Origin of the sequence: Synechococcus elongatus PCC 11801, from assembly GCF_003846445.2 — a bacterium.
Lineage (GTDB): Bacteria > Cyanobacteriota > Cyanobacteriia > Synechococcales > Synechococcaceae > Synechococcus > Synechococcus elongatus_A.
In genome coordinates this window covers 486,117-506,700 of record NZ_CP030139.2, presented here as the reverse complement: position 1 = coordinate 506,700, position 20,584 = coordinate 486,117, and the positions used below count along the sequence as shown (strand labels likewise).

The window sequence follows — 20,584 nt, the reverse complement described above, 5'->3', positions numbered from 1 at the left end:
AGACTAGAGGGACCAGTGCTTGGGTTCGAGAATGACGGTTGGGTCTAAGATGCGAATGGCTCGGCCAGTCTCACTGGCAGGGCGTTCCTCACGACAAAACGTCTGGAGTTGGGCATGGCCAGCGATGGGCCGCAAATCCTGCCGATTCAACCAGACCATGCCGCCGAGTTGATCGATCATGAGTGCCATCAGGGCATTGCCGTGCTCGATCGCTAACAGTGGAACCTCAGGACGATCCGATCGAAATTGGCTCGGAATGCCCAAGAGTTGAGCGAGATCACCCACCCAAATCACGCGACCGCGTAAATTGAACATGCCCAAAACGGACTTCGCAACATTGGGCATTGGCGTGATTGTGTCAGCGGGTTGAAGGATGACTTCCCGCACGCTGGTTGCCGCAAACGCAAAAATTTCTCCCTTACTGACTTGGAAGGCAAGGTAAGGGTCCCCCTGCGACTGGGGCTCGTTGGAGGTGGGATCAGCCATAGCGAGGGTGTATGCAGCCCTAGATCTGCACCAAACTGTACCGTACGTCTATTGATCAGACGAGTACATCCGCAAAACCGTGTCGATTGTCACGGTCTCAGGAATGGGGGGGTCAGCACCGTCGTTGAGCGCGATCGCCTCTTCCCAGTCTGCCTCCCAATCGCCTGCACAAGGGGATAAAGGGGGATCTTGAAACTCCTCAGCGTAGTTTTCATCAGCAGTCATGCTGTTAAACAGGGAGTTTGGCCTCACAGAGTGGCCTCCAGTTGGGCGACCAGTTCAGGGGGTAATTCGAGGTTGGCTGTGACGCTACAAACATCTTCTAGGTCTTCAAGACTGTCTAACAAACGCAACAGCGATCGCGCCTGCTCCCAGTCAGTGACCAGTTGGTAGTCGTTAGGAATCCAGCGCAGCTCACTGTCTTCCACCTCAAAACCCGCTTGGCGCAACTGCGTAGATAGAGCTTCGAGATCAGCAACACTCCCGTAAACGACTGCCCCCGTCTCATCGAGGTCATAGGATTCGGCAGGCAGCTCCAGCAAGGCCTCCAAGAGATCAGCCTCTGCGATCGGGCCAGCAAGCTGCACCACCCCGCACTGGCGAAACATCCAGCTGACACAGCCGGTTTCACCGAGATTGCCGCCCTGCTTGCTAAAGGCAGCTCGGAGGTTAGCTGCAGTCCGGTTGCGATTGTCGGTCAGTGCCTCAATCAGGATGGCGATGCCGCCGGGGCCATAGCCTTCATAGCGAACTGACTCGAACTGACGACCATCGCCGCTGAGGGTCCCGGCTCCCTTGGCGATCGCCCGCTCAATATTGTCGTTGGGGATGCCCGCCGCTTTGGCCTTCTCGATTGCGGTGCGCAGCTGAAAGTTGCCAGCCGGATCCGGCAGCCCTTGGCGAGCAGCAACAATCATTGCCCGAGACAACTTGGCAAAAATCTGCGCTTTTTTGGCATCAACCCGCGCTTTCTGGCGCTTGATATTCGCCCATTTGCTGTGACCCGCCATAGACCTCTCGCTGCTGTCCTCACTCAGCCTAAAAGATGCTAGAGCAACTCTATTGAGTCCGGAGCCCGAGGGCGGATCTTGATAGACTGCTGTGCATTCTTGCTGGGCTGATCAGTCCTGATGCTTCCTTCTGCCCATCCCCGCGTCCATGGCTGGCTGCAACAGGAAACGTCAGCCATTCAACAGGCTTTTCAGGCTGATCCGTGGCAGACGGCGGCTCCGTTTGTGGCGCTTTATGAACGCTATGCCGACCCACTTCTAGCCTTGGCGAGCGATCGCATCGCTGCTCCCACGCAAGCAGACTGGGCTGTGGCGCAAGCCTGGCAGCAACTGTGGCGGGCCTTGCAGCAGGCAGAGACGACTTGGGATTGGCCCGACTACCAGTCATTCGCCGAATGCTATTGGAAGGATTTGTGGCTGCCGCCCACTGAAGCGATCGCCTACGACTTAATCTCAATGCCGCCACCGCTTTGGGTTTATACCCAAGTGGCGATCGCCCAACTGCCGGGCATCGATCGGCTGCTGCTGACCTTGACCTACACCTATCGCTGGTCGCGATCGCAGGTGCTGGATCAGTTGCAAATGTTGGGGCACCGGCTCGGTGAACCGCAACTGCAGCAGTTACTGGAGATTGCGGAAGTGCGGCTGTTGGCCGCTCTACCCCCAGATTTACTCGACATCTACGGCGACTGGTCCTATCCGGCCTTACCCCCTACAACGCGATCGCCGCTTTGAGCTTTGGGTCAGCGATCGCCTACGGGTACGCTGAAAACGTCTTGCCCCTTGGAGTTGCGCCGTGTTCACACGAGCCGCCGGCATCTTGCTACATCCCACGTCGTTGCCGGGGCCGTTTGGCAGCGGTGACTTGGGTCCTGCCTCTCGGCAGTTTCTCGACTGGCTGGCATCGGCTGGACAGCAACTCTGGCAAGTCTTGCCCCTAGGACCGACGGGCTATGGCTATTCGCCTTATCTCTGCTATTCCGCACTAGCCGGAAACCCAGCCCTGATCAGCCCTGAACTGTTGGCAGAAGATGGCTGGCTCCAGGAATCGGACTGGGCGGACTGTCCTACTTTTCCGAGCGATCGCGTCGATTTTGCCAGCGTCTTGCCCTATCGCGATCAACTGCTGCGCCGCGCCTACAGTCAGTTTCTGCAAAAAGCAGCCGCCAGCGATCGCCAACTTTTCCAAGCCTTTTGCGAACAGGAAGCTGATTGGCTCGATGACTATGCCCTGTTCATGGCGATTAAACAGGCCAGCCAGGGTCAGCCCTGGACGGAATGGCCAGAGGCCCTGCGTCAGCGGCAGCCTCAAGCCTTAGCCAAAGCCCGCGATCGCTGGGGCGGTGAAATCAGCTTCCAGCAGTTTTTGCAGTGGCAGTTTCGGGAGCAGTGGCTGGCGCTACGGGAAGAAGCTCAAGCCCGCCGCATTTCCCTGATTGGCGATATTCCGATCTACGTCGCTCATGACAGTGCGGACGTTTGGGCCAATCCTCAGTTTTTCGCCCTCGATCCTGAAACGGGCGCAGTTAATCAGCAGGCTGGTGTGCCGCCCGACTACTTCTCCGAGACTGGCCAACTCTGGGGCAATCCGGTCTATAACTGGGCTGCTCTGCAAACCGATGGCTATCGCTGGTGGTTGCAGCGGTTGCAACAGCTCCTCAGCTTGGTGGACTACATTCGCATCGATCATTTCCGAGGGCTGGAAGCTTTTTGGTCGGTCCCGGCGGGTGAAGAAACGGCGATCGAAGGGGAGTGGGTCAAAGCACCGGGTGCTGACCTGCTGAGTACGATTCGCCAGCAACTCGGGGCGTTGCCGATTCTGGCAGAGGATCTGGGTGTGATCACGCCCGAGGTGGAAGACCTGCGCGATCGCTTTGAGCTGCCGGGTATGAAAATTCTGCAATTTGCATTCGACTCTGGCTCGGGCAATGCTTATCTACCGCACAACTACTGGGGTCGCCGCTGGGTGGTTTACACGGGCACTCACGACAACGACACGACCGTCGGCTGGTTCTTGTCCCGTAATGACAGCGATCGGCAGGCAGTGCTGGACTATCTGGGAGCGGAATCGGGCTGGGAAATTGAGTGGAAGCTGCTCCGCTTGGCTTGGAGTTCAACGGCGGATTGGGCGATCGCCCCCCTCCAAGATGTTTTTGGTTTGGATAGCAGCGCTCGCATGAACCGTCCGGGGCAGGCTACTGGCAACTGGGACTGGCGCTTCAGTGCCGACTGGCTGACGGGCGATCGCGCCCAACGCTTGCGGCGACTCTCGCAGTTGTATGGACGCTGTTTTGGATGAGCTTGCGGTTCGCGTTTCGGCTCTATCAGCGCCGCTTGCGGCAACCGCTCCGCACAGCGCGGGATGCCCAGATCACCGTGCGATCGGGGATTTGGTTGCGCCTTGAAACCGAGACGGAACTGCGCTGGGCTGAAATTGCGCCTTGGCCCTCCTTTGGCAGCGAGACCTTCGCGGAAGCGATCGCTTTCTGTGAGGCTTTTCCAGCACAACCTACGTGGGTGGATCTTGCGGCTGTGCCCGCAACCCTGCCGGCCTGTCAGTTTGGCTTTGGCTGCCTGCGCAAGCCGATCAGGACAGGATTGCTGCCAACTAGTGCAGTACTGTTGCCAGCGGGTGCAGCGGCTCTGCGCGCGATCGCATCAGCAGCTCCCGCAACCACCTACAAGTGGAAAATCGGGCTGGATTGGGAGAGCGAACTTGAACTCCTCCTGCAGCTCGATCGCCAATTACCGCGATCGGCAAAACTGCGGTTGGATGCCAATGGCGGCTTGACGACGGCGCAAGCCGATCGCTGGCTGCAAGCGCTGACTGCGATTAACGAACGGCAGCCCGGCCGGATTGAGTGGTTAGAGCAACCGCTGGATCCTAATCAGGTTGATGGTCTGCTCAAGCTGGCCCAGAACTGGCCGCAGGTGCCGCTCGCCTTAGATGAATCAGTCAGTCAGCTGTCATCCTTGCAGTTTTGGCAGACCCAAAGCTGGCCCGGACTCTACATCCTCAAACCGGCGATCGCAGGCTGGCCCCAGACCGTTCTGCAGTTTTGTCAGGAGCATCAATTGCCCGTCGTCGTTTCATCGATGTTTGAAAGTCCGATCGGTTGGCGATCGGTTGCTGCGATTGCCGCGCAACTGGGTCGAGCCGATCAAGCGCAGGGCTTGGGAACCACTGCTTGGTTTGCTGATGATTGGGAGAGCAAGACTGCAGCAGCACTATGGCAACACCCCTCCAACAGCTAGCCCAATGGGGACCGAGCTGGCTGGCCAGTGGTCAGGGCGATCGGCTCTGGCAGTTGGCGGAACAGCGCTGGCTGAGTTTACAGGAACGTCCGGCTCGGCGGGTGCTGATTGTTCACACCGATGCGATCGCCTACCTGGCCGACTGGATTGCAGCGGTTAGTGCTGGCTGGCCGGTCATTCTGGGGAATCCGCGTTGGCGGCGGCAGGAATGGGAGATAGTTGCCACGCAACTGCAGCCGCAGCAGATTTGGGGCGCGGCACCGATCGCAGCCGCGGCGGGCATTGCTGACCCAAGCGAGACAGGCTGGATTGGGATTGCCACCGGTGGTAGCAGTGGTGGTCTGCGCTTTGCGATTCAGACTTGGGATCGACTGATGGCGGCAGCCATCGCTTTTCAGCGATCGCCCCTGATCGATGGTCCAGCGATCGCGGGCATCTGTAGCCTGCCCCTGCATCATGTCAGCGGCTTGATGGTGGCGGTTCGCAGCTTGGTGACGGGTGGCTCGCTCTGGCTTCTACCTTGGTCTGAGCTGCAATTAGCCGAGTCCTTGCCGACTTGCCCTCAAGCGGTGTTGTCGCTGGTGCCGACGCAACTCCAACGCTTACTGCCGCAGCGATCGCTTTGGCTCCAGCAGCGATCGCTGATTTTGCTGGGAGGCGCACCGGCTTGGCCAACCTTGCTCCAGCAGGCGCAGCATGAACAATTGCCGATCGCGCCTTGCTATGGCGCGACCGAAACGGCTGCCTTTATCAGCGTTCTTGCCCCGCAGCAGTTTTTGGCCGGCGATCGCGGCGTTGGCAAACCGCTAGCGGGCGTCACGATCGAACTCAATGCCGATCAGACGGTGGCGATTCAAGCCCCGAGCTTGGCCTTGGGCTACTGGCAGGGTCCAAGCCAATTGCAGCCGATCGTTGATGACCAAGGATTTTGGCAGAGCGGCGATCGCGGTGAATGGTCAGCGGATCACAGTCTAATTTTGCTGGGGCGACAGGGCGATCGCATTCTCAGTGGCGGCGAGAAAATCTGGCCGTTGGAAGTGGAAACAGCGCTCTACAACAGTAGTCTGGTGCGGGAAGTCTGCGTGATTGGGCTTGCTGACTCTGAATGGGGCGAAGTTGTGGCCGCAGCCTATGTCCCTCAGTCGGAAGAGACTACCGCTGAACAGATGAAAGCCGCGATCGCGCTGGAATTGGCCGCCTATAAGCACCCTAAGCGCTGGCTAAGCTGCACGGCTTTACCCCGCACAAGCCAGGGCAAAATCGATCGCGCTGCTGTGCGCCAGTTCTTGCAGTCAACGGGGCACTAAACCCTGCTCTGACCTGAGTCCAGCAGCACCTAGAGCGGGATGCTACCCACCTGAATTCGGTGGATCGCTGCTGCTAGCGTCTCTAACTCCTCAAACGTGTTGTAGAAAGCCAGAGAAGGTCGCACTGTCGTTTCCAGCCCGAAGCGTCGCAGAATCGGCTGAGCGCAGTGATGCCCCGCTCGCACCGCAATTCCTTCTCGATTCAAAGCCTGCCCGATCGCCTCTGGACTGAAGCCTTCCAACACAAACGACAGCACCGCTGCCTTGTGAGGCGCCGTGCCGATCAGCCGTAGCCCCGGAATCTCGCTGAGCAGTGCCGTGCCGTGGAGCAAAAGCTCATGCTCATAAGCCGCGATCGCTTCTAGCCCAATCTTTTGAACGTAATCGAGCGCCGTCCCCAAGCCAACGGCATCGGCAATATTCCCCGTCCCCGCTTCAAAGCGCGCCGGAGCCGGTTGATAGACCGTCTTCTCAAACGTGACATCGGCGATCATGTTGCCGCCACTTTGCCAAGGCAGCGTGGCATTGAGCAGATCTTGTTTGCCATAGAGCACGCCAATGCCGGTCGGGCCAAAAACCTTGTGCCCCGAGAACACGAACCAGTCGCAGTCCAGCGCTTGCACATCGACCGCCAGGTGAGAGACCGACTGAGCACCATCGAGCAGCACCTTTGCTCCATAGCGATGGGCGAGTTCAATGATTTCTCGTGCTGGCGTGATTGTGCCGAGAGCATTCGAGACCTGCGTAAACGAAACAATCTTGGTGCGATCGCTCAGCAGCTTTTGATATTCATCCAGACGGACTTGACCATGATCATCCACAGGGACGACCCGCAGCCGCGCTCCGGTCTCAGCACTGAGCTGTTGCCAAGGCACAATATTGGCATGGTGCTCTAGCCAAGTAATGATAATTTCATCGCCTTCTTTGAGATTCTGAGATCCCCAACTTTTGGCAACTAAATTGATAGCCTCGGTAGTGCCCCGAACAAATACGATTTCTTCAGTGGAAGAGGCATTGAGAAAACGCCGCACTTGCTCGCGAGCCGATTCATAGGCATCGGTCGATCGCGCCGCCAGTTCATGCGCGGCACGGTGAATGTTGGAATTTTCGTGCTGGTAATAGTGCGACAGGCGATCGATTACGACCTGTGGCTTTTGAGTTGTCGCCGCATTATCAAACCAAATCAGCGGTCGACCATTGACCGTCTCCTTCAAGATTGGGAAATCTCGACGGACTTGATGGATATCGAAGCCAACTGCCCCAGCAGAATGGGCACCTGTCAATGCTGGAATCGCAGGGGTCGAGTTGAATTGTGAAAACACGGTCAGACTGGGCTGCAGCGCCGCGATCGCTGTCTCTACCTGCTCATCAATGAAATAAAAACCGCTGCCACCACTGCCCGCAGGCGGTTGCTGTAAACCTGTTGGCGTGGGTTGGCTCGGAACTGGCAGTTGATGATGCGGAATCACGCCCACTTCATCATGAATGGGTGGCGTAGTAGGAACTAAGCTCGGTGCAAAACTTGGCAGAGCAGTTGCTGATGGGGTAACTGAAGCTGCCATCGGAACCGTTGCAGCAGGAAATACAGCCGCGATCGCGTTAGCAAACTGCGGATCTTGCAAAACAGCCTGCGCCAACTGAGCCAGCGATCGCTCATCAAAAGAACTCGGAGGAGTAGGGATATGCGCGATCGCAGCAGCAGCAGCAGATTGGGGCGTTACTGCAGCCGGTGTGTTTGGGAGCGATGCCGTTGGAAGAGAAGGCGGAATTGGAGCCGATTCTGCTTCGCTCACTCCAGCCTGCTGTAGATCCTGCAAGACCGTTTGAGTTAGCTGTTCGAGCGATCGCTCATTGAAAAAGGGATCGGGTTGAGTCGGCAGATTAGGAATCGCCGGCACGGACGGAACAGTATTCGTCATGTCAATCCTCGTGATTTCGACTCCAAACCAACCAGCTAGCGATAGGGGAGCTGGGGTATGTAACCACCCCGAAAAACAGATTGATGCGGTCAAATCTGGCCTGCATTCACCTGAATAGCTCCCCGTCAGTCCTCACACTCAAAGGGAGCAGAATTAGTCGTAGCGATAGGTGTGGTATTGAGTGACGTCGACGTTGTCCAGCACTGCCAACGCGTCATCCGTCAACACTGCCAGCGAGCAGTAGAGCGACACCAAATAGCTCGCTAAGGCTTTGCGGTTAATCCCCATGAACCGGACGGACAGGCCCATTCCCTGTTCCCCTGGCAGATTGGGTTGATAGAGCCCCACGACGCCCTGCCGACTTTCACCAACCCGCAGCAGCAGGATTTTGGTCTTACCGTTTTCCAGTGGCACCTTGTCAGAGGGAATCAGTGGCACCCCTCGCCAAGTGATGAAAGAGGAGCCAAACAGGGAAACCGTTGCGGGCGGTACGCCGCGGCGTGTACATTCCCGACCAAAGGCCGCGATCGCCTGCGGATGGGCGAGGAAGAAGGCCGGTTCTTTCCAGACGCGAATCAATAACTCATCCAGATCGTCAGGTGTCGGTGCACCAGTACGGGTTTGGATCAACTGACCCGGAGCCACATTGTTCAGCAGCCCATACTCACGGCTATTGATTAGCTCGCTTTCCTGCCGCTCCTTCATGATCTCGATCGTCAGCCGCAGCTGCTCGCGGATTTGATCGTGGGGATTGCTGTAAAGGTCGGAGATCCGTGTGTGGACATCTACCACCGTATTAACGGCACTGAGCAAATACTCCCGCGGATTATCGATGTAATCGACAAAGGTTTCTGGCAGCTCCGATTCATCGCGTTCCGAACAGGCCACCGTAATCTGAGAGGCATCTTTGACTTGGTTGACGCGATAGATACCGGCTTCCACCGGCGTCCAGTGCAAGAGCCGCACCAACCAACGGGGTGTAATGGTCCGTAGCTGCGGAACGGTTTTGGTGGCGTTGGCTAACTGGCGCGCAGCAACATCACGCAACGCTAACTGCGGGGCGTTATCAGTCATGGATTTCAATTCCTGGGTAATGAAAAAGAGTCAGCGCAAGGGCAAAAATCCTTGCTTCACCGGCTAGCGTCGGGGTCGCGACAGCCTGCCATCGCTAAATGCCTCCGCCACTTTCAAAGTTTTCCGAACGGATTTGTGCCTGCGAAATAAAGCTGCCGGGGGGAACGTTGCGAGTCAGCCAAACATTGCCGCCAATCGTAGAGCCACGACCCACGGTGATCCGCCCCAGCAACGTGGCTCCGGCGTAGATCACCACATCGTCTTCAATGACGGGGTGGCGAGCCTGTCCCTTGATCAGAGCGCCAGTTTCATCGCGGGGAAAACTCTTGGCCCCCAACGTCACCGCCTGATAAATCCGCACGCGATCGCCGATCACACAGGTCTCACCAATCACCACACCCGTGCCGTGGTCGATGAAGAAGCTCCCCCCAATCGCAGCTCCCGGATGAATATCAATGCCCGTTTCTGAGTGGCTGACCTCCGCCGTAATCCGTGCCAGAAGCGGTAGCCCCAACTGATAGAGCCGATGAGCAAGGCGATGGAAGGTAATTGCTGTGATGCCGGGATAGCAAAACAGAATTTCGCTAATCGACTGCGCCGCAGGATCGCCCAGATAGGCTGCATTGACGTCGCTATCGAGCAAACGCTTAATTTCAGGCAAGGCTTGGGCAAAGGCTTGCGTGAGTTCACTAGCCCGATGACTGAGCACCGCTGGCGCGGATTCAGGCGTTCCTTGGGTGAGGTGCTGCAACCACAACTCCCGCCGAATTTGTTCACTTAGCAGGTTGAGGGTTTTATCGAGCGTGTTGCCAATGAAATAGTGCGTGGTCTCTGCCGAGAGTTCAGGATCGCCAAAATGACGGGGAAACAGCACCGATCGCAGGCCATGCAAGATTGCACCCAAGCTCTCCCGCGATGGCAATGGATAGAACTGGTCGGATAGAAGATGGTGCGGATGCGGATCTGTCGAAGCTTGACTAAGAGCCGAGACAATCGAGTCGAGGCCCCAACCAGTGCGAATCTCAGCGCGATCGCTGCGAGGGGGCAAACTCATACGATCGCCAGCCCCTGCTCGTTGAAAATGCCGTCAAACAAAGCCGTGCTGAGATAGCGTTCACCGGAATCAGGCAGCACCACCACGATCGTTTTGCCCGCATGTTCGGGTTGCTGAGCCAGCCGAACCGCTGCCGCTACAGCGGCACCGCAGGAAATGCCAGAGATCAGCCCCTCTTCTTGGGCAAGGCGACGGGCATAGGCGATCGCCTCTTCATTCGAGACTTGCTCTACCTGATCAACCAGTGACAGATCGAGGTTGTCTGGCAAGAACCCCGCACCAATCCCTTGAATCTTGTGTGGCCCCGGCTTCAGCGGAATTCCCGCCCGCCGTTGACTAATTACCGGACTAGCCTCAGGTTCGACTGCCACTGACAGAATGGGTTTGCCCTGCGTTTCCTTGATGTAGCGCGAAACGCCCGTAATCGTGCCGCCGGTACCCACGCCTGAGACCAAAATATCGATCGCGCCGCCCGTGTCCTCCCAAATTTCCGGCCCTGTTGTTTGCTCATGAATTGCGGGGTTGGCCGGATTGCGAAACTGCTGCAGCAAGACATAGCGATCGGGATCTGAGGCCGCAATGTCTTCGGCTCGCTGCACGGCTCCCGTCATTCCCTTCACCCCTTCGGTCAGCACCAACTTGGCGCCATAGGCTGCCAGTAGCTTGCGCCGCTCCAAACTCATCGTCTCTGGCATCGTCAGCGTCAGCGGAATCCCCCGCGCCGCTGCCACAAATGCCAGTGCAATGCCGGTATTGCCGCTCGTGGGTTCAATCAGTTCCTTGCCAGGACCGAGTAGCCCTCGCTCCTCTGCATCCCAAATCATGGCCGCGCCAATCCGACATTTGACGGAATAGGCTGGATTGCGCCCCTCCACTTTTGCCAATAGCGTCACGGGTGCCCCTTTGAGAATTCGATTGAGGCGAACCAAGGGCGTCTTGCCAATGGTCTGACTGTTATCAGCGAAAAAGTTTCCTGCAGGACTCATTGGCAACCTACGCTTGCTTGTCAGGACTGGGGTTTCGGACTACTGCAAGATTGATCAAGAAAATGAATTCAACTTACAAAACTCAGAATTCTTTAAGCTTGGCGCTAACAAGATTAATCACAAAAACTTTAACCTTGAATACGACAAATAACAAAAACAAAGACCCTATGACCAATAAATTTAATTATCTAAATATCCATCATTAAATAGTTATTAAGGAATCCAAGTCTCTTGAGTTCTGGTTGGTGATTAGTGCGATCGCTGCGTGAGGTTTTAAGCAGCCAATTGAGGATCCAATGCTTTCATAACCTAACTACCTAAAGTTAACAAGACTTGGCCTGCGATCGCCACCTTTCCCTAGCTTAAATATCTATATTTAGACAGAAATTTAGTGTTTTGGTTTGGTGACACTTTCTAGGTTTTGTTATCCGCAATACTTTTTTCAATATCTAGGCCGATTAACTCCTAGTTACTGCCATTGCTTTTCTCATTATTGGAGATTTTGGCCATGATGATGACGATGATGAACCCAGCAATGACCGATGACATGCAAATGTGTATGTCGGCTTGCATGGACTGTATGAAGACCTGCATGGAGACCATGAGCTATTGCCTAAAGATGGGCGGCAGCTACATGGAACCGATGATGATGGGCATGATGCGCGACTGCGCCGAGATGTGCCAAACCTGCATGAACATGATGATGTGTGGTTCGGAATTCATCGGCAGCATGTGTAAGCTCTGCAGCGAAGTTTGCCTGAAATGCGCTGAGTGCTGCAGCGCCATGTCAGACGACGAAATGATGATGAGTTGCGCAGCCGCTTGTCAGGCTTGTGCCGACTCTTGCATGAAGATGTGTGCTGCTTAGGAGGCTTGCTTTTGATCCATGCTTGCTAGATGACGAAATTTACTTAAGTTGATGCATGATATCTGCTCCTATCTACTGACTTTTAACGCATACTGAAAGAGTGATCTCAGGTTTGCTTGAGTTCACTACAATCAGGCTAATTCTGTTGAGGTTCTTCCGGCTTTTAGTCGTTCTAGGTCCTCCACACAACCGGCGACTCTACCCTGCGTAGGTCGCTTTATCTGAAACTATTTATCCACTAATCAATAGAGAAATAGGCTTAGGGGTAGGGTTGGGAAATCTTGCTGCCTTGATGAGAAATCCAGCCATCTTGACTGGTAAAGCAGCGTACTGCTTGCAGTTCAAGTAATGGCCCCAAATTCAAACGATGGGACAAAAAGCTGCCGATCTGTAAGACGTCACCGGGTTCTAACCAGAGTTCTAGGGTTCCATGCTGCGCCACTTCGAGGCTATAGGTGCAGTTGCCTCGTAGAATCATGATGATTTCAGGGCCGGAATGAAAGTGGCTGTGGTGCTGTTGCTCCCAGAAGCTCAGTAGACGGGGTGATCCCGGTTGAATGGTCAGTGGTTCGCACCAAGCTTCCTCACTCCAGAGTGCGAGATCCTGCAACAGGCGTTGTCCCCAGGTTGAGACCTCGAGCCCCGGAGAGTTACGCCAGCGATCGAGCTTAGCGGTGTCACTCAATAGCCCAGCGTGATGGCTCTCCTGCAGGGAGTGGAGGCGCGATCGCCAAATTTGCAGTAGGCCGTTGATGCGATCGCTATCCCGGATTAGCTGGCCGTTGAGGTTTTTCAGTACTGCCATAGCGCGGAGATCAGACGAGAGGTCACAAGCTTAGCTCAAAATTACTTAAATCCGGTCGAGTTATGGGAGTATAGTCGGGCACATTTACAAAAATTCCCTAGCCTTGGCGATCTCCAGTACGTTTCGCTATGCCCTCATTGCTCTGGTCGAAGTTGCCAAAATTCGGGAGAGCGGTGGTGTGTTGCAGATTGAGGAGATTGCCACGCAGCAGCAACTGCCCACGAAATACCTCGGTCAAATCTTGACATTGCTGAGGAAGCAGGGATTCTTGATTAGCCAGCGTGGACGGAATGGCGGTTACCGACTAGCTCGAGACCATTGGCAGATTCGACTCATCGATATCTATCACTCTTTAGAGGAGGCCCCTCAAGCGATCGCCCAAGCTTCTGATCAAGCGACGTCAAGCGCCAAAGTGGTTGATCAGCTGTTAGTCGAAGTGGAGTCTGCCTGGCGACAGCAGCTTGAACAGTACACTCTTCAGGATTTACGTGAGCAGGCGGAAGGACTGAGCGATCGCGGTCGCATGTTTTACATCTGAACCCAGTGAGGCAAGAGAGGTTGCACTGTGTAGGTGTCTTCTATTAAGTAAGCTTCTTCTCTGATTAGGGCTATGGGGGAAATGAATTAAGGTGTGATCAGAGAACTCTCCGGAGCGATTTCTGTAATCTAAAAATTCTAGCTAAAGTATTCAATTGGTATTTGTAGCGGCAGTAATTGCAGCTATTTTAAATTGATTGATCTAATCTTTAATTCATTTTGCATTTAATAGCTAATAGGTCATTTAGACTTTTTTGGGGAGTCTTATTGCTCTCTGTATCCCTCACTAAAGGCATTGAATGAACGTCATAATAAAGGAGGGGATTGACCCTGATCAGTGGTGTGAGGAGTGGTCTAGTCTTGCTGATTCAGTTACATGGGACTGAGTTTAGGAGGAGATAACCATGTTGACCAATCGCCGACTCTGGATTCTTACCGAACGCAAAAGCAGTCATAAAGCTCCGAAAGTCACTCGACGACGTCTGAGGAAGCTACGGCAATTAGCAGCCCATGAGCGGTAAAACGAATTAGCCACCATAGGTTGCGAGGTTGCGGGTATCGCCACTGTTGGCTTCCGCGAGTTGATGTCCTGCGGTTTTGAAGCCGAGGGCTTGCTGGACTTGGGTAATCAGCTGCGATCGCTGATTGGGGTGTTGCAGCCAAGGCCGTAGGTCAAATTCACCGGTGCCGAATAGACAGAGTCGTAGGGCACCGCGACTGGTGATGCGGAGACGATTACAGTTCTGACAAAAGTTGGGACTGTAGGGAGCAATGACGCCCAATTTCCCTTGGTAATTGGGATGGTAGTACTCTTGCGCGGGGCCAGACGTGCGATCGCGTTCAATTGGTTGCCAGCCCTGATCAAGCCACTGTTCCGTGAGGACGGAGGCAGAAAGGAATTGTTGTTGAAAATAGTCGTGATTCTCCAGAGTTTGCATCAGCTCAATGAAGCGGAGACTGATCGGGCGATCGCGCACGAATTCAACAAAGTCTGAGAGTTCTGGATAATTCAGCGTCTTTAGCAGCACTGCATTGACTTTGATGATCGGCAGTTGCAGGGCGATCGCTTGTTCAAGCGCAGCCATCACCGCTTCAAAACGGCTGCTGCCAGTAATCTGCTGAAAACTTGCAGCATTTAAACTATCGAGACTGAGATTGAGCTGCGTCAGTCCGGCGGCTTGTAGATCAGCCAAGCGATCGCGCAAATTCCAGCCATTACTCGTCAGAGCAACTCGACGAATGCCGGGTACAGCCGCTACCGTGCGAACGATCTCCACTAGATCCGATCGCAGTGTGGGTTCGCCACCCGTCAGCCGGACTTTTTCGATACCCAGCGCCACAAATCCTTCGATCAGATGACGAATTTCCTGAATCGTCAGCAGGACTGGCCGCTGTGGGTCTAACTGTTGACCATTCGGCAGGCAGTAGCCACAGCGGAAATTGCAAACGTCGGTCAGGGACAGGCGCAGATAGCGAAATTGTCGATCGTGGGAGTCGACTAAAACACTCATTCCCGCCTCGCTTGCAGCCAGCGATCGCGCGATCGGCGCTCTTGGCAAAGACAGTTGCCCGGCACCCAGCCCGAGTCTCCGTCTTCATAATGTTCCAGTTTCCAAATCGGGGCGCGGTGTTTCAGCTCCTCAATCACATAGCGGCAGGCTTCGCAGGCTTCATCACGATGAACCGCACCCACACCGATCAGCACGGTGGGATCGCCGACGCGAGTTTCACCCAAGCGATGTTGAACGTAGATCCGCAGTTCTTGACCAAAGACTTGCTCTGCTTCTTGGCAGATTTCTGTAAGGACGGTGCGACAGAGCGGCTGGAAACTTTGATAGGTAATGCCCGTGACTAAGCGGCCAACATTGACGCGCCGCACCCAGCCCACAAAGCTGGCAAAGGCCCCATAGCGATCGTCGTGGCAAAACTCAGCGGCAGCTGAGAGAGGAATGGGTGCCAAGCTCAACTCAATCTGATGGCGATCGCAAGTCAATTGCTCCAGCATGCTCAACCTCCACTTACCGGCGGTAGCAAAGCCAGTTGCGAGAGGCTGGCGGGAATGGGATCGGTATCAAGATAAATCTGCGTTTCGCTGCCGATCGCGGAATTTTGCAGCAGTTGTGCCAAGGCTGAATCCGCTGCCAGTCCACAGGCTTGGGCGATCGCTGCTTTTACTTGCGTAGCCGTTGCAGGCAGATTGAGCGCCAGCTGCAGCGGTTGACCCTCGGGGCTGAGCGCAGCGAGCCCCCCAAAACAGAGCACCGTGACCATGTACGTCATCCCTTCACCGTTCCATGATCTGCGCCCTTCAAGATTGCCAAACTGTGGGGCAATACGGGCAGCAACGTCGCCAGACCGCTGCTAACTGCACGAGGACTGCCAGGCAAGGCAATCACGAAACTTCCGTCGATAATCCAGCCGCCACTACGGGCAATCCAAGTCATGGCTGTTTCCGCTCGTCCCGCTTGCCGTAGGGCTTCGCCAATGCCAGGAACCGGAATGGCACCCAAGGCGGCGATCGCTTCAGGGGTGCGATCGCGAGGACCAAGCCCGGTGCCCCCCGTCAGCAGGATCAACTGTGATCCTTGGGCGATCGCCTGCTGAATGGCTGTTTGAATCAAGGCGGGTTCATCCGCAATGCAAGTTGTGGCCAAGACCGTTGCAGCTTGCTCTTCTAACCAGTGCTGGATCACAGGGCCAGAGCGATCTTCCGCTTGACCCGCTGCGACGCGATCGCTGACCGTGATCACCGTCGCTGAGATCCCTGCTAAGGGTCCCGTCAGAGCTGCTTCTGGGGCGATCGCTTCTCGTTGCCAATGTCCCGACTTGCCACCCGTTTTTTCCAGCAGCGTGATTCCACCAATTTCTGCTGTGGCATCGAACATCTTGGTCAGGTCGTAGAGGCAGAGCAAAGCAGCGGAAACGGCGGCGAGGGCTTCCATCTCCACACCCGTCTTGCCCGTCGTACGAACCCTTGCTTCAACCCGAATCGTCTCGCCATCTGCCAGCGCTTGGCAGTCAACCTTGACCCCTTCAATCGGCAGGGGGTGGCAGAGCGGCAACAAATCTGCTGTCCGTTTCGCCCCTTGAATGCCAGCGACTTGGGCCAGCAAAAAGGCATCACCCTTGGGGAGTTGGCCCAAAGTCACGCGCTGATAGACCTCGGGCGCGAGGCGAATCCAGCCTTCGGCGCGAGCTGCGCGCTCCGTGATGGCTTTATCGCCCACGTCGATCATGCGGATGCTCATGCCCGCTGCCTTGCCCATCTGCTTCGCTCTTGATTGTGCCAGTGAGTGGGCTGCCAACTGATTTGATGGGAAAGAATGGGCAGGCGATCGCAGAGAGGTGGGGATGATGTTGTCCTATTCGGCAGCGCTCGAATTGCTGTTGGCTGAAGTAGATCAACTGACGCTGTCCACCGAAACAGTACCGCTGCTGGAGGCGGGCGATCGCATCTTGGCCCGGGATATCGCTGCTCCCTGTGACTTGCCCCACTGGGATAACTCCGCAATGGATGGCTTTGCCCTGCGCAGTCAGGATGTTGTGGCAGCCAGCCCCGATCGCCCCGTGCGGTTGCCGATTGTCGGTCGGGTGATGGCCGGTGAGCAGCCACCGTTACTTGAGAGTCCTGTGGGCGTTGCCTGCGCGGTGATGACGGGTGCACCGATGCCAGCAGGCTTTGATGCGATCGTCAAAGTCGAGGATGTGGTGCAACAAGAGAATGCGATCGCGGTCTCAACGCCGATTCCGGCTGGGCAGTTTATTCGGGTGCGGGGCGAAGATCTCCGCCAAGGCTCGCCCTTACTGGCGAAAGGTCAGCACTTAACTCCGATGGCATTGATGCTGGCCGCTGCTGTGGGGCTGAGTGAGCTACCAGTTTGGTCGAAACTGCCGGTGGGCTTGATTTCGACAGGGACTGAGGTGGTGCCTTGGTCGCAACCGACGTTGGCACTCGGGCAGATCCGCAATTCCAGCCAGCCATTTTTGATTCAGCAGCTCCAGCGACTGGGTTGTGAGATCCGTGCGATCGCTCATGTCCCCGATGACCCCGAACAGTTTGCTGCGATCGCCCAGCAATTCTGGTCGCAAGGCGTGCGCCTGCTACTGACGACGGGTGCCGTCTCGATGGGGGTGGCTGATTTTGTACCCGCCGCTTTAGAGCGTTTGGGCTGCCAAGCCATCTTCCACAAAGTTGCGATTCGACCTGGCAAACCCTTGTTGTTTGCGATCGCACCCGAGCAACAGGGCTTGGTCTTGGCCTGTCCAGGAAATCCTGTTTCCACAACGGTCACCGCTGAGTTTTTCCTGAAACCCTTGCTGATGCAGCGCCGTGGTGAATCGCGATCGCCCCTCTGGTTGCCCTTGGCAGAATCAGTTCGCAAACCAGAAGGACTGCAATGCTTTTGGCGATCGCGGCTTACCCCTGATGGCAAAGTCTGGGTGGATCCTCAGCAGTCTTCGGCTGCACTGAAATCGTTAGTTGAATCCAGCCACTGGGCGATTCTGCCGGCTGATACGGGATTTATCGCCGCTGGAACCCCAGTTGAGGTGCAATCGCTAACTTGACCCCATTTTGTGAATTGGGTTACATAGATCTGTCTGCCTTGATAGGGAAACGGAGTTGTAGTTTAGAGGCTCTATTCCTCAAATATAGGAAGTGAGGTTCACAATTATAGAAAAAGCGTGGAGCCTCAGGGTCTCCCTCCCATGAATCTCTATAACAACGTAATCTAGGGGTTGCATTGACTGATGCTGTCCCAAGAGCTGAGTTTTAGCGAATTCTGAAAGGCTGAACAAGCCAACCATTGGATAGCCAAGTCCTAGGTAATTGGTGGAAACCTCAATTGCCGACAGAAATTTAGGTATGCGCTATGATCCAAAGAAATTTGTCTAAAACCCAAATTTTCACGATCTATCTGATTTTGGGTTAAGTCATTCACCATTGAAAGTGGGTTCTAACTCCATGGCATTGTCTAGCATTAGTGCTTTCAGTTTTCTTAGACTCTTCTTGCGTTTATTCAATTTCAACAGCAGGCCAATTGCTGAAAATCAAACGCAAAACTTGGTTGAAGATCAAGGGCTTTTTAATGGTCAGCTAGTTGCGAGAGACCCTAATGACGATCCGATTACTTTTCAGCTAGCTCCCAATCAAGTAGCTCCAGCGGGATTTTCTTTAAATCCTAATGGTAGTTACTCTTTTGACCGTAATGATCCAGCATACGATAGTTTAGGTTCTAATGACACTCTTTCGATTCCGATTAACTATATTGTCAAGGATTCACGAGGTGCAGTATCGCAAGTAAGAACACTGACAATTAAACTCACAGGCATCAATGATGGGCCGACAATCACTGAGGGTCCTACTGTTGTTGATAATACTATTACTTTCACAGCAGTAGGTATTGACCCTTTAATCGCACGGGTTGGGAATACTGATCTTAATCCCAGCACCGTCATGAATGGAATGCCGACTACCCTAACGATCACAGAGTTAGCCACAGTCTTGACAGGCGAACTGAATGTCTTTGATGGAACTAACTCAACTAATGTTGGTTTATTCCTAGGCATTGGAACTACAGCAGATGACACAATCACTGTAACCGGCACCACCAATCCAGCAGCACTTTACGGATTTGCTGGTGCAGATACCCTTAATGGTGGTTCAGGCAACGACACCATTGATGGTGGTGAAGATGCCTACATGACTGATGAAATTGATGTTGTTAATTACACTGAGTTACTGACTGAAGACAACTTTAGCTTTGACAATGGTAGACTCATTATCTCTACGACTATGTCAGGCACGGATACACTCGCAAATATTGAAAAAGTTACTGATGGCGCCAGCACTTTCTTAATTGTTGGGACTGGTGGTTTTACAACTATCCAAGAAGCTATTGATTCAGCAGTTGAGGGTGATACTATCCTGGTAGCGCCTGGAAACTATATAGAAAATGTCTTAATTAATAAGTCAAATATAAAGTTACTGTCAATTCAGGGGTACTCATCGACAAAAATTACTGGAGTTAATGATTCTGGGCTAGGAGCTATCCAGTTGTCTACGGGCTTGACAGGAATACAAATTGGAGATGTTGACAATGGTTTTGAGATAATTGGAATTAATGGTGATGGAGCAATTGAAAAAGCTGCAGTTTACTTACAAGGTAATCAAAATAATATTTTAATTAAAGGGAACAAAATTATCGCTAATGGTGATACTGGACTTCAGTCAGAATTTTCTGGAGTCTTGACTAATATCACGATTGAGGGTAACGAGTTTTCTGGTCAGACTTTTGTAGGTTCTGAACCAGGTGGATTAGGATTTAGCACACAGTTTGATTTAGGCAATAATGTTCCTCGACAGTTAGTTCTCTTAGGAAATGGAGGAACATCACCACAAGCTTCTAGCAATATTATTTTTAATAATAACTTAGTTAGTGGAACTGCAGGAGGCCTAAATTCAAACAGTCAAGAACAAGGAAATACTCTAGTTACTATTGATGCAGTTGATTCATCGATTGAAGGAAATATATTCACTGGATTTACAAATCGTTCTGCAACAGCTTTGAGAGTTCGAGGTGAAGGAACTGACGTTATAAATAATACCTTAGATCAAACTATGGGTGGTTCTAGCCGAGGAATTACTATTCTCAATGCTAATGAAAATTCCTCTTTCTCTGGTAATACATTGATAGTTGGAAGTAGCCCAGCACTTATTTTTGAGTTTACTCCTGGGGCTGATAGCTTGATTGGTGGTTCTGGCAATGACACACTTGCTGGAAGCGGTGGTAATGACACCATATCAGGGAATGGTGGTGACGACTTTATTATTGGAGGAGTGGGTTCTGATGAGCTAACAGGTGGGGATGGAGCTGATCGCTTCGTGTTTGCTGCTGGTAGCTCACAAGCAGTTGCTGGTAAGTTTGATACTATCACTGACTTCGATCGCACTGAAGGTGACAAGATAATCCTGAATGGCATAGTTGTTGATGGTGGTGGTATATTTCCATTTCCTGATGAAAGTAGTCTCTTAGCTAACCTAAATAATGGAGCTCCATTGGGGATCAATGGTAATCAGGTAACTCCGGGTATCCTGTTCCGCTACACAGTCGCTGGAACTGATGGGTACTTCTATTACGATGCAAATAATAATGGCTTGATTGACGGTCTAAATACTGACAGTGGCGACATCTTTGTCAAAGTTAACGATGTTAGTGATCTTGCCTTTGCTGACTTTATGAGCGCTACCCCTTAGACCTGGATATTCACTAATAATCCAAACC

The 20,584-nt window shown here is 53.8% G+C and carries 20 protein-coding genes; 8 read left to right on the top strand and 12 right to left on the bottom strand.

The genetic code is table 11. From position 1 onward, the window contains the following. Positions 1-3: 3 nt before the first annotated feature. From DOP62_RS02395 to DOP62_RS02385, 3 genes are read right to left on the bottom strand one after another with little or no spacing between them, the layout of a single operon-like run. A complete protein-coding gene (locus tag DOP62_RS02395; protein ID WP_208672876.1) occupies positions 4-486 on the bottom strand; it encodes a chemotaxis protein CheW in 483 nt (160 codons plus the stop codon). 48 nt (positions 487-534) lie between these two features. Further along, the gene (locus tag DOP62_RS02390) at positions 535-711 is read right to left on the bottom strand and encodes a hypothetical protein (RefSeq protein WP_208672878.1); all 177 of its coding nucleotides are present in this window, start codon (positions 709-711) and stop codon (positions 535-537) included. Between the two features lie 23 nt (positions 712-734). Beyond that, entirely contained in the window at positions 735-1,496 is a 762-nt protein-coding gene (locus tag DOP62_RS02385) for a YebC/PmpR family DNA-binding transcriptional regulator (RefSeq protein ID WP_208672880.1), read from the bottom strand. A 120-nt stretch (positions 1,497-1,616) separates the two neighbouring features. On the opposite strand from DOP62_RS02385, the gene DOP62_RS02380 reads away from it, so the two are divergent. From DOP62_RS02380 to DOP62_RS02365, 4 genes are all read left to right on the top strand, one after another. Continuing rightward, positions 1,617-2,231 (top strand): hypothetical protein, encoded by a 615-nt coding sequence (locus tag DOP62_RS02380; RefSeq protein ID WP_208672881.1) that lies wholly within the window; start codon positions 1,617-1,619, stop codon positions 2,229-2,231. Positions 2,232-2,292: 61 nt separating this feature from the next. Beyond that, positions 2,293-3,795 carry a 4-alpha-glucanotransferase gene (malQ, locus tag DOP62_RS02375; RefSeq protein ID WP_208672882.1) on the top strand — a complete coding sequence of 501 codons (1,503 nt, stop codon included), beginning with the start codon at positions 2,293-2,295 and terminating at the stop codon, positions 3,793-3,795. Continuing rightward, positions 3,792-4,751 carry an o-succinylbenzoate synthase gene (locus DOP62_RS02370; RefSeq protein ID WP_208672883.1) on the top strand — a complete coding sequence of 320 codons (960 nt, stop codon included), beginning with the start codon at positions 3,792-3,794 and terminating at the stop codon, positions 4,749-4,751. The genes malQ and DOP62_RS02370 overlap by 4 nt, the downstream gene beginning before the upstream one ends. Then, a complete protein-coding gene (locus DOP62_RS02365; RefSeq protein ID WP_208672884.1) occupies positions 4,727-6,058 on the top strand; it encodes an AMP-binding enzyme in 1,332 nt (443 codons plus the stop codon). The genes DOP62_RS02370 and DOP62_RS02365 overlap by 25 nt, the downstream gene beginning before the upstream one ends. A 29-nt stretch (positions 6,059-6,087) precedes the next feature. Here DOP62_RS02365 and DOP62_RS02360 read toward each other — a convergent pair whose 3' ends face one another. The 4 genes from DOP62_RS02360 to cysK form a co-directional block, all read right to left on the bottom strand. After that, the gene (locus DOP62_RS02360; RefSeq protein WP_208672885.1) at positions 6,088-7,977 is read right to left on the bottom strand and encodes a family 2A encapsulin nanocompartment cargo protein cysteine desulfurase; all 1,890 of its coding nucleotides are present in this window, start codon (positions 7,975-7,977) and stop codon (positions 6,088-6,090) included. Positions 7,978-8,130: 153 nt separating this feature from the next. Further along, the gene (gene srpI / locus DOP62_RS02355) at positions 8,131-9,051 is read right to left on the bottom strand and encodes a family 2A encapsulin nanocompartment shell protein SrpI (RefSeq protein WP_208672887.1); all 921 of its coding nucleotides are present in this window, start codon (positions 9,049-9,051) and stop codon (positions 8,131-8,133) included. 94 nt (positions 9,052-9,145) lie between these two features. Beyond that, positions 9,146-10,105: a serine O-acetyltransferase EpsC gene (epsC, locus tag DOP62_RS02350; RefSeq protein WP_208672888.1), complete on the bottom strand. Its 960-nt coding sequence runs from the start codon at positions 10,103-10,105 to the stop codon at positions 9,146-9,148. Beyond that, positions 10,102-11,091: a cysteine synthase A gene (gene cysK, locus DOP62_RS02345; protein ID WP_208672889.1), complete on the bottom strand. Its 990-nt coding sequence runs from the start codon at positions 11,089-11,091 to the stop codon at positions 10,102-10,104. The genes epsC and cysK overlap by 4 nt, the downstream gene beginning before the upstream one ends. Positions 11,092-11,599: 508 nt before the next feature. Between cysK and DOP62_RS02340 the strand changes: the two genes are divergently transcribed. Beyond that, entirely contained in the window at positions 11,600-11,959 is a 360-nt protein-coding gene (locus DOP62_RS02340) for a four-helix bundle copper-binding protein (RefSeq protein ID WP_222610233.1), read from the top strand. 259 nt (positions 11,960-12,218) lie between these two features. Here the strand turns inward: DOP62_RS02340 and DOP62_RS02335 are convergent, their stop codons facing one another. Beyond that, positions 12,219-12,764 (bottom strand): hypothetical protein, encoded by a 546-nt coding sequence (locus tag DOP62_RS02335; protein WP_208672890.1) that lies wholly within the window; start codon positions 12,762-12,764, stop codon positions 12,219-12,221. 103 nt (positions 12,765-12,867) lie between these two features. On the opposite strand from DOP62_RS02335, the gene DOP62_RS02330 reads away from it, so the two are divergent. Beyond that, entirely contained in the window at positions 12,868-13,302 is a 435-nt protein-coding gene (locus tag DOP62_RS02330) for an RrF2 family transcriptional regulator (protein WP_208672891.1), read from the top strand. Between the two features lie 526 nt (positions 13,303-13,828). On the opposite strand, the gene moaA is transcribed toward DOP62_RS02330, so the two are convergent. Genes moaA through moaCB form a run of 4 tightly spaced genes read right to left on the bottom strand, consistent with a single transcriptional unit; the run spans position 13,829 to position 16,567 of the window. Further along, on the bottom strand, positions 13,829-14,812 hold the full coding sequence (gene moaA / locus DOP62_RS02325; protein WP_208672892.1) for a GTP 3',8-cyclase MoaA: 984 nt from the start codon (positions 14,810-14,812) through the stop codon (positions 13,829-13,831). Next, on the bottom strand, positions 14,809-15,306 hold the full coding sequence (locus tag DOP62_RS02320) for a molybdenum cofactor biosynthesis protein MoaE (protein ID WP_208672893.1): 498 nt from the start codon (positions 15,304-15,306) through the stop codon (positions 14,809-14,811). The genes moaA and DOP62_RS02320 overlap by 4 nt, the downstream gene beginning before the upstream one ends. Before the next feature lie 2 nt (positions 15,307-15,308). Next, positions 15,309-15,581 carry a molybdopterin synthase gene (locus DOP62_RS02315; protein WP_208672895.1) on the bottom strand — a complete coding sequence of 91 codons (273 nt, stop codon included), beginning with the start codon at positions 15,579-15,581 and terminating at the stop codon, positions 15,309-15,311. Further along, positions 15,578-16,567 (bottom strand): bifunctional molybdenum cofactor biosynthesis protein MoaC/MoaB, encoded by a 990-nt coding sequence (moaCB, locus tag DOP62_RS02310; protein ID WP_261789780.1) that lies wholly within the window; start codon positions 16,565-16,567, stop codon positions 15,578-15,580. The genes DOP62_RS02315 and moaCB overlap by 4 nt, the downstream gene beginning before the upstream one ends. A gap of 85 nt (positions 16,568-16,652) precedes the next feature. Between moaCB and DOP62_RS02305 the strand changes: the two genes are divergently transcribed. Together DOP62_RS02305 and DOP62_RS02300 are read left to right on the top strand one after the other, a co-directional pair. Next, complete coding sequence (locus DOP62_RS02305; RefSeq protein WP_208672899.1) at positions 16,653-17,867, top strand: molybdopterin molybdotransferase MoeA; 1,215 nt, start codon at positions 16,653-16,655, stop codon at positions 17,865-17,867. Positions 17,868-18,264: 397 nt separating this feature from the next. Then, positions 18,265-20,556 carry a VCBS domain-containing protein gene (locus tag DOP62_RS02300; protein ID WP_208672901.1) on the top strand — a complete coding sequence of 764 codons (2,292 nt, stop codon included), beginning with the start codon at positions 18,265-18,267 and terminating at the stop codon, positions 20,554-20,556. Positions 20,557-20,584 lie beyond the last annotated feature (28 nt).